Origin of the sequence: Eggerthella sp. (genome assembly GCF_048329335.1) — a bacterium.
Lineage (GTDB): Bacteria > Actinomycetota > Coriobacteriia > Coriobacteriales > Eggerthellaceae > Eggerthella > Eggerthella lenta.
Genome location: NZ_DBFEGU010000320.1, coordinates 1 through 9155 on the forward strand (window position 1 = coordinate 1; position 9155 = coordinate 9155).

The window sequence follows — 9155 nt, forward strand, 5'->3', positions numbered from 1 at the left end:
CGTTGTTGCCCGCGTTGTCGCTTGAGCAGCCGGCAACGGCGAACAGCGCCAGCACCAGAGCGGCAAGCACGCCGATCATCGACCATTTCGCAGTCTTCGTCATAACAGCCTCGCTTTCTTCGTTGGATTCAAGACGCGTTCTGCCTCATCCTAGCCACGCGCACGCACGAAGAGGCCGGGCATGCCCGCTTGTAATCGCCCCGCAATGCGGGCGAATGTTTCACGTGAAACATCGACGAGGCTGAATGCCGTTGAACACGGAGAGACGACCTGCCGATAGAGGCTGTGCAGCAAATCGCAGCGGTTCTGCAAGTTTTTCGACTTTGTGGCAGAATGACTTTCGCGGCCGATCGTCCCACCAGGCCTTTTGACCCAGAGGCTCGAAAGCTTTCCGCAGGCTTTTCCTTAAGGCGGAAGAAACCCCTGATCGCAACGATCCGAACTTGCCACGAAGTCGAAAAACTTGCAGAACCGCTGCGAAAAACGACGCTGCCTGCGATCCGACAAGTCAGCTGGTCGCGGAACAGCTTCGCCTACGGTTCCCGGAAGAATTCAAGACTGGCCGATTCCGCAGAAAGCGCGCCGAGCTCCTTATACGGTGCACGACGAACATGCGGCGTTCGTTCGACAAACTAACCATTTATGCAGTTCAAACACCTATTTCGCGCACTATTCCCAAAAAGTCTGAAAAAGTCGTTGACAGCATGGGGCAATACCGGCATAATAACTTTTGCTGTTTCGACGTGCGCCGTTACCTCAGCTGGATAGAGGGACTGACTACGAATCAGTACGTCGGGGGTTCGAATCCCTCACGGCGCACCATTTCAGCTTCTAATTCCGCAACGACTGGCAGCAGCACGTGCGGATTTTTTATTGGTCAGGGAAAGGAACGTACTTGAAGGTTCGAAAATCGAAGCCTCACAGTAAGTAGTTCTTCCTTCGTCTTCCCTTACGTCGGCAGTCGAAGGAACGACTGCGGCGGCTCATGGCTTAACACACATTTTGCATTGCGCGCGACGCGCGCGTCTTTGCACACGGTATCATGAGGTGTACGGCCATGGGCATGACAGTAAGGGATACCACCATGCTCTACCTCTCTCAAATGATGGGGAAACCCGTCGTGGACACCCAGGGCGAGAAGATCGGCACCATCTCCGACCTCGCCATCTCCACCGGCGAAGTGTTCCCGCGCATCACCAGCCTGGCCTTCCAGGGGCCCGGCAAGGTTCCGTTCATGATCTCGTGGCGCAAGTACGTCGACACGTTCGACGAGGACGGAATCACCCTCAACGCCGAGGCGCACGACATCCGCTTCAGCTATCTGCAACCTGACGAAGTTCTGCTGGCGCGCGACCTGCTGAACCGTCAGATCGTGGATACGCAAGGCCTGAAAGTGGTGCGCGTCAACGACCTCAAGCTGTCCGTTTCGGGCTCGCAGCTGCGCCTGCTGGGCGCCGAAGTGGGCGTGCGCGGCATCCTGCGCGGGCTGGCCTCCTGGCTGGAGCGCGCCGTGGTGGCCGTGGCGAAGGTGTTCGGCAAGAAGATCGACGAGCAGATCATCGCCTGGAACTACATGGACCTGCTCGATCGCGACCTGTCCGAAGTGCAGCTGTCCGTCACGCACAAGCGCCTGGACGAGCTGCACCCCGCCGACGTGGCCGACATCCTGGAGCAACTGGACCCCCAGCAGCGCGCCAACGTGTTCCAGCATCTGGACGATGCGCAGGCCACCGAGGCCATCTCCGAGATGGACGACGAGTACCAGGCCGACTTCATCGAAGACCTCGACGACGCCCGCGCCGCCGGCCTCTTGGGCGACATGGACCCGGACGACGCGGCCGACATCGTGCGCGACCTGTCGTACGAGAAGGCCGAGACGCTGCTGCGCCTCATGGGCGTGGAGGACGCCACCGAGATCCGCCGCCTGCTGGGCTACAAGGACGGCACGGCCGGCGGCATGATGACCACGCAGTTCGTGGCCGTGAAGGCCGACAACACCGTGGGCGAGACCATCGAGGTGCTGCGCGAGCTGGACGACGACCACCCCACCGTGCATTACGTGTACGTGCTGAACGACTACGACGAGTTCGTGGGCGTGCTGAGCTTGCGCACCCTCGTGCTCACCGACGACGCGCGGCCCGTGCGCGACGTGATGTTCGACGACGTGATCTCCGCGACGCCGGACGAGACCGAGGAGGACGTGGCGGCCGACATCTTCAAGTACGAGCTGCCCGCCATGCCCGTGGTGGACGAGCACGGCGTGCTGCTGGGCATCGTCACGGTCGACGACGCGTGGGACGCCATCGAAGAGGACGTGAGCGGCGACAAGACGAAGGCTACCCTGCTCAAGGTGCTGGGCGGCCTCGTGGCGTCCATCCTGTTCCTGGCGCTGTACACGCTGGTGCTGCTGCAGATCATCGGCTACGCCGGGAGGTAGCGCCATGATGATGAAGAAGAACGAGAAGCTCGAAGTGCGCGACGTCGCCGTCGACGCGATCGAGTCGACCGAGCTCGTCGAAGCTCCCGAGAAGAAGCAGCCCAAAAAGATCTGGCTGCTGCTGGCAGCGCTGGGTCCTGGCATCGTCACGGCCATGGCCGGCAACGACGCGGGCGGCATCTCCACCTACTCCACCGTGGGCGCGAAGTTCGGCTTCGCCACGCTGTGGGTCATCCCCATCATGTGCGTGCTGCTGATCGTGGTGGAGATGACGGCCGCGCGCATGGGCGCCGTCACCGGCAAGGGCTTCGCCGCGCTCATCCGCGAGCGCTTCGGCATCCGCCTGACCGCGCTGGCCATGCTGGCGCTGCTCATCGGCAACGTGGCCACCACGTTCTCCGAGTTCGCCGGCATCGCCAGCGGCATGGAGATGTTCGGCGTGTCGAAGTACCTGGCTGTGCCCGTGGCCGCCGTGGCCGTGTGGCTTCTGGTGGTGGGCGGCAGCTACAAGCGCGTGGAGAAGGTGTTCCTCATCCTGTCGCTGGTGTTCGTCACCTACATCGTGGCGGCGTTCATGGCCGAACCGAACTGGGAAGAGGCTCTGACCAGCACCGTCGTGCCGCGCATCGTGAACGACCAGAGCTTCGTGTCGCTGGTCATCGCGATGATCGGCACCACCATCGCGCCGTGGATGATGTTCTTCAACCAGAGCAACGTGGTGGAAAAGGGCGTGTCGGTGAAGGATCTGTTCTCGCAGAAGGTGGACGTGATCGCCGGCACCATCGCCGCGTGCCTCGTGGCCTGGTTCATCATCGTGACCACGGGATCGGTGCTGTTCCCGCAGGGGATCGAGATCGAATCGGCCGCCGACGCGGCGCGCGCGCTGGCACCGTTCGCCGGGCACTACGCCGAAGCGCTGTTCGCCATCGGACTGATCGCCGCGTCGTTCTTGGCGGCCTGCGTGCTGCCGTTGACCACGGCGTTCGTCATCTGCGAGGCCTTCGGCTGGGAGGCGGGCGTTTCGTTCAAGTGGAAAGAGGCGCCGCTGTTCAAGAGCATCTTCACGTTCGTGATCGCGTTCTCGGCCGTGGTGGTGCTGGTGCCGAACATCGACCTCATGGGCGTGATGCTGACCGCCCAGTTCGTGAACGGCCTGGTGCTGCCGGTGCTGCTGGTGTTCATGGCCATCATCGCCGCGGACAAGCGGGTTATGGGCGCGTACCGTTCGCGCATCGTGTCGCGCGTGCTGATCTGGGTCACCGTGGGCATCGTCACCGTGCTCACCGCCGTGCTGCTGGTGATGCAGGTGCTGGGCATCTAGACGCCTCGGCGGCGGCGCGGCGAAAAGAGCGCAGCCGCCGGGCTGCGTCGACGCTACTTGACGGCGTCGAGCAGGCGGCGGCTTTCTTCCTGCAGTCGTTCGGCCAAAAACGTGCGGCTGTTGTCGCCGTTGCGGGCGCAGTCGAGCAGCATCTGCACCGTCAAGCTGGACAGATAGGCGTCCATGCTCTCTTCGATGAGATCGTAGACCTGCTTGATCTCCTGCACCATCGCGCCGCCCTTGCGCGCATCGCGCTTCGCGCGCGTGGACTGCTTCGCATCGTCGTCGAGCGCTTCCATGATCTCCAGCACGTTCGTGTCGGCCGGATCCTTCGCCAGGCGATAGCCGCCGTGCTTGCCCGGACGGGCCTCGATGATGCCTGCGTTGCGCAACAGCTGCGCCAGCTGGATGAGGTAGTCGCGCGGAATGGACATGTCCTCCGCGATATCTTTCGAGGAGCAGGTGGTACCTTGCGCAGCCAAGTACAAGATGGCGCGCATACCGTAATCGGTGGATGCCTTGAGTTGCACTGCTGTCTCCTTACTCTATGTCGCCCGGCATGCATGATGCCTGGTGAGCGACCTACTTATATATGCTTGGTAGTCAATTTCTCCTTAGAAAACAACAAACGACGCATACGCAGCGTCGTTTGAGGTGGTGCACCCCTTGCGACTGCGAGGGAGAGCTATCTAAGGTGGTCCGAGTGTACCCAATGCAAAACGATTATAGCAAGGTCAATGATGGGTTTGCAGGTCAAATCGAATGGAAACGGTTACGTTTGCGCTAACTCCCCACACCTCCGCCATTATCGTGCAACGGCGCCGTTACGTCGATGCTATACTGCGGTCTATGGAGACGAAAAAACAACTGCGCTCGCGCGTGCTGGCACGTCGCGATGCGCTGCCGGAAGAGGTGCGTGCGCGCAAGAGCGCGGCGATATGCGCGCGGTTGGAGCAGGTGCTGGCGGAAGCGCTGGCGGGCGCGGAAGGTGCGGGGACGGCGCAGGTTTCGGCCGAGGGGACGTCGCGCGCGGATGCGACGGGCGGGAGCGCGGTTCCCACTGTGGCCGTGTTCGCGTCGATGCGCAGTGAGGTGGACACGCGGCCGTTCGTCGAGGCGGCGTACGCGCACGGTTGGGACGTGTGCTTCCCCTGCATGGTGCGCGAGGAGCCTGCAGCGGGCGGGTCGCGGGCGGCGGGTCGCGCGGGCGCGGACGAAGCAGGCGGGTCGCCGGTGCCGAGCGAGCCGCGGGCGGGAGACGTGCCGCGAATGCCGAGCGGGTCGCGGGCTGCAGGCGAGGCGAGCGGACGGCGGGCAGCGGGCGAAACCGGCGGCACGAGCGGGTCGCCCCAGATGCGATTCTACCGCGTGGCGCGCGAGCAGCTGGACGCGGCCGCAGCGGGGTTCCTTGGCGCGCCCCTGCGCTGCCTTGCCTGCGAAGCGCTGGAGCGCGACGGGTTCCAGGCCGTCGATCCCGAGGAGCTCGACGCCGTGGTGGTGCCGCTGGTCGCCTTCGACGATGCCGGACGGCGCCTGGGCTACGGCGGCGGCAACTACGACCAGCTGCTCCCCCGCTTGCGCGCCGATGCCGCCGTGGTCGGCATCGCCTTCGACGAGCAGCGCGTGAAAACCGTCCCCTGCGAGCCCCACGACATCGCCCTGCCCCGCGTAGTGAGCGGGTAGCGCGCCCATCGCCCTAACCTCGCACGGCGAAACTGGGCGCAGGCGCCGCAGCGCGCAGATCGACGCGGAAGCGCTCGATCAAGGAAGCGCAATTTGCAGTGGGCACGAAAACGCCTGGCGCGCTTCTTCCGCAGCCCGAATGTTTCACGTGAAACATTCGTTCGCTTCAATGTCCGACAGGGTCGCATGATCGCGGCGGTGCGAGCAGCGAGTGTTTCACGTGAAACATCTGTGCGGTTCTGCTCGGCTTCGCAGAGCGCGGCGGGCGCGGGTGCGTTATAGTGGGGCGCGACTGTTTCGCAAGCAAAGGGGAAACGATGAACGCGCACGCATCTGACAAAACGCGAATCCTCGCCCTCGCGGCGGTGGCCACGCTCGGGTTCGGCCTGCTGCAGGGCGCGCGGCTGCTCGACCTCAACACGGGGCCCTACAGCCCCAGCCCCTACGCCCTGGTAGGCCTCGCGGCCGACGGGCTCACGTTCCTCGTCGTCGCCGTCCTCTCCTACCTCGGGCGCATCGACCGGGCGAAGCCGCTGTTCGTCGCGGCCGTCGTCGTCAGCTCGATCTACGCCGTGCTCGTTGCGTCGGGCAACACAAACGATATCGCGCTTATCGCCATGCAGGTGACGGCGGGCATGGGCTGGTCGCTGTCCATCCTCTGCTGGATGGAAGTGTTCACCAGCTACCGGCCGCGGCTCTCGCTTCCCCTGATCGCCGTCGCGTACCTCATTGATACGCTGCTTCCGCCGCTGACCAGTTCGCTGTTCCCAGGCGGGCGCAGCATCATGCTGCTGGCGTCGTTCGTCCTGTCCACCGCCGCGCTGCTGTGGTGCCTGCGCAACAACGCGTTCGTCGCCCAGCAGATGAAGGAATCCGTCGCACCCGCAACCTCCATGGCCGAGGCGCTTTCGCGCACGAAGCGCGCGGTCGCAGGGACGTTCGCGTTCTCGCTGATCTGCGGGTTCGTGATAGAGCTCGACATCCACAACAACCTGCAGTACGCGCAGACCGACCTCACCGGCCTGTTCGGGATCATCGCGGCCGTGGCCATGCTGGCCGTGCTGCTGGTGGCGAAGCCGCGCAAGGCGAACATCGACTACATCACGCCCATCACCGCGTTGTGCCTGGTCACCATCTTGCTGTACCGCAGCCTCAACGTCGCCGACGGGCACGTGGCCGGATCGCTGATGACCGCGTTCCTCATCTCGTTCTACGTGCTGCTGTGGCTCATGTTCATCAGCGAGGCGAACGAGCGGAAGCTGCCGGCGTTCTTCCTGCTGGGCTTGGCCTTGGGCGTCGCGAGGCTGTCGGTGGCGCTGGGGCGCTTCGCGGCGCAGACGCTGTTGGAGCAAACCGGCGTCGATCCGCAGCTCGCGCTCGTCGGCTCGGTGTGGCTGCTGGTGGCCACGCTGGCGCTCATGTTCTGCAGCTACCTTCGCTATGCGTCGAAGCGGGATGCGGTCGGCGATGCGAGCGCCCCCGAGGAAGCGGCGGCCGTCCCGCTGGCGCACCTGTCGGCAGGCGATGCGCTCGTGCAGATGAAGGGCACCTACGAGCTGACGAACCGCGAGTTCGAAGTGATCGAGGAGTTTGCGGCGGGACGCAGCGCCCGGGCCATCGCCGAGCGTTTCACGCTGTCGGAGCACACGGTGAAAACCCACCTGCGCCACGCTTACGCGAAGATGGACGTGCACTCGCGCCAGGAATTGCTCGACCTCATAGAGGAGACGAGCGCCGCCAAGAAGAGTTAGCCCTTTTCGTTGGCAACCCCATCGGGGAGGGGGTGACGCCGTCGCGAGGGCAAAGCCCGCAACGAATCCGTAATCGAACGAATGTTTCACGTGAAACATTCGTCGCGCTCGGTGCCGCGACAAGCGCGTGCGGATCTCTATCGTCCTATGGGACGATAGAGCGGGGATTTTCGACGCATGCTTGACGGCGGGCAAACGCAAGCGCAGGCCGGGGAGGGGGTCCGGCCTGCGCGCGAGGGAAGATCGGGTCGTTACGCCGTGGCCAGCGCCGCTCCCGTCAGACGACCCATGGTGAGGGCGCTGGAGTTGGAGCAGTGGCGCACAAAGCTGCGGTTGTACATGAAGCGGTGCGTGGCCTCGCCAACCGCGAACAGGCCGGGGATGACGCTGCCGTTTTCGCCGAGCGCTTGGCACGATGCGTCGGTTTTCACGCCGCCCATCGTGGCCACATAGGACGGCACGAACTTCACCAGGTAGAACGGGCCGTCGCCGTACGCCGCCAGCATGTCGGCCTTCTTGCCGAACGCCTCGTCCGCACCCGCAGCTGCCGCCTGCTGGTACGCCTCGAACGTCGCCGCAAGCTGGGGCGCGCCGGCCGCGTCGGCCAGCTCCTCGATCGAAACGCCCTTCAGCACGTCGCCCGTGGACAGGCCCTTCTCGATGACTGCGACCACCTCGGCGTTCGAGCTGTCGAACAGCACGTAGTACGGCCCCGCCTGGTTGTCGGTCATGGACGTGGCCAGCGCCGTCACCGGAGCCGCCTCGTTCACGAAGCGCGCGCCCGTGGAGTCCACCAGCATCTTCGACGACGTGGCAGCACCTTCCATGCCGGTGTCGCACAGCTTCTTGAAGCCCGCGTCGGCCTTCGTCAGCGTGCGCGTGGGCATGATGACGTTCGGGATGACCCACGGATCCTCGTACAGCGCGGCGCCAATGGCGGAGGCCATGGTCATGCCGTCGCCCGTGTTCATAGCGTTGCCCAGGTACTGGAAGCCCATCTCGTTGATGGCGGGCACCAGCTGGTCGCAGTACTCCGCGCTGCCGCCGAAACCGCCGGTGGCCAGCACCACGGCCTTCGCACGCAGCTCTTGGACGCCGTCAGGCCCCTCGACCTTCACGCCCACCACGGCGTCACCGTCCATGATCAGCTCTTTCGCCTCGGTGGACAGCATCGTCCGCACGCCCAAGCGCTCGAATTCGGCCGCGAACGCGTTCGCCAGCTGGACGCCCGCTTCCGTCGCGGGGTCGGCGCTGACGTCGGGCTTCACCGTGTCGGTGCCCACCATCTCCTTGGTAAACGACTTCTCGAACGTGATGCCCAGCTGCTCCACCCACGCGATGGTGGCGCAGCTTTCCTCCATCATGCGCTGCATGCGGCTATAGTCGGGATACGGCGCGTCCACCTTGCCGATCTCGGTGAGGTTGCGGTAACGGCTGACGAACTGGTCCATGGTGTCGGGCGTCTCGGGTTCGAAGCACCACTCGTCCTTATTCTCTGGAACCTGGGCGATGGACACGTTACCCTTCGAGGTGAGGAAGGTGGACGTGAGAAACGGCGCCTTGTCGACCAGCAGCACGCTCGCGCCGTTCTGCGCCGCGGAGATCGAACAGGCCGAGCCGGCCAGACCCGAACCGATGACGATGATATCGGCTTGCACGGACTCGGTTGCGCCCGACGCGCCGTCCTGTTTCTTGGACTCGGGCTTCGGGCTGCATCCGGTCAGCGCGAGCGACCCGCCCAGCACCATAGCCCCCATGACGAACTGCCTTCTGGTGAACGTGCTCCCCATTGCTCTCTCCTCTCGTAGACAGGCGGCCGAGCCGCCTCGAACGCTGCGCACTATACGACGGAGGAAGGAGCGCACCATCGCACGAAAGGATGTAACTTCCAATCGCACGAAACGAGCTATGGGCGTTTGAACTGGGAATATGCGTTGAACGGTACGGATGTTTCACGTGAAAC

The 9155-nt window shown here is 64.2% G+C and carries 6 protein-coding genes and 1 tRNA gene; 5 read left to right on the forward strand and 2 right to left on the reverse strand.

Going from position 1 to position 9155, the window contains the following annotated elements; genetic code table 11:
• Positions 1-745 precede the first annotated feature (745 nt).
• The 3 genes from ACMO6A_RS10085 (at position 746) to ACMO6A_RS10095 (ending at position 3758) form a co-directional block, all read left to right on the forward strand.
• Positions 746-822, forward strand: a tRNA-Arg gene (locus ACMO6A_RS10085).
• Positions 823-1057: 235 nt separating this feature from the next.
• Complete coding sequence (locus tag ACMO6A_RS10090; protein ID WP_114516727.1) at positions 1058-2437, forward strand: magnesium transporter MgtE N-terminal domain-containing protein; 1380 nt, start codon at positions 1058-1060, stop codon at positions 2435-2437.
• Positions 2438-2441: 4 nt separating this feature from the next.
• Positions 2442-3758, forward strand: coding sequence for an Nramp family divalent metal transporter (locus ACMO6A_RS10095; protein WP_009305646.1), 1317 nt, complete (start codon positions 2442-2444; stop codon positions 3756-3758).
• Between the two features lie 53 nt (positions 3759-3811).
• Here ACMO6A_RS10095 and ACMO6A_RS10100 read toward each other — a convergent pair whose 3' ends face one another.
• Positions 3812-4288, reverse strand: coding sequence for an RrF2 family transcriptional regulator (locus ACMO6A_RS10100; protein ID WP_009608991.1), 477 nt, complete (start codon positions 4286-4288; stop codon positions 3812-3814).
• 319 nt (positions 4289-4607) lie between these two features.
• On the opposite strand from ACMO6A_RS10100, the gene ACMO6A_RS10105 reads away from it, so the two are divergent.
• Both ACMO6A_RS10105 and ACMO6A_RS10110 read left to right on the forward strand, forming a co-directional pair.
• Complete coding sequence (locus ACMO6A_RS10105; RefSeq protein WP_240132852.1) at positions 4608-5441, forward strand: 5-formyltetrahydrofolate cyclo-ligase; 834 nt, start codon at positions 4608-4610, stop codon at positions 5439-5441.
• Between the two features lie 317 nt (positions 5442-5758).
• Complete coding sequence (locus ACMO6A_RS10110; RefSeq protein ID WP_015759799.1) at positions 5759-7192, forward strand: helix-turn-helix transcriptional regulator; 1434 nt, start codon at positions 5759-5761, stop codon at positions 7190-7192.
• 251 nt (positions 7193-7443) lie between these two features.
• Here the strand turns inward: ACMO6A_RS10110 and ACMO6A_RS10115 are convergent, their stop codons facing one another.
• Positions 7444-8982 carry an FAD-dependent oxidoreductase gene (locus ACMO6A_RS10115; protein ID WP_114518179.1) on the reverse strand — a complete coding sequence of 513 codons (1539 nt, stop codon included), beginning with the start codon at positions 8980-8982 and terminating at the stop codon, positions 7444-7446.
• Between the last annotated feature and the right edge of the window lie 173 nt (positions 8983-9155).

What these genes read in the sequence shown, in the direction of transcription:
- ACMO6A_RS10090 (WP_114516727.1), top strand. Translation starts at nt 1,058, where the DNA reads ATGGGCATGACAGTAAGGGATACCACCATGCTCTACCTCTCTCAAATG.
- ACMO6A_RS10095 (WP_009305646.1), top strand. Translation starts at nt 2,442, where the DNA reads ATGATGATGAAGAAGAACGAGAAGCTCGAAGTGCGCGACGTCGCCGTC.
- ACMO6A_RS10105 (WP_240132852.1), top strand. Translation starts at nt 4,608, where the DNA reads ATGGAGACGAAAAAACAACTGCGCTCGCGCGTGCTGGCACGTCGCGAT.
- ACMO6A_RS10110 (WP_015759799.1), top strand. Translation starts at nt 5,759, where the DNA reads ATGAACGCGCACGCATCTGACAAAACGCGAATCCTCGCCCTCGCGGCG.
- ACMO6A_RS10115 (WP_114518179.1), bottom strand. Translation starts at nt 8,982, where the DNA reads ATGGGGAGCACGTTCACCAGAAGGCAGTTCGTCATGGGGGCTATGGTG.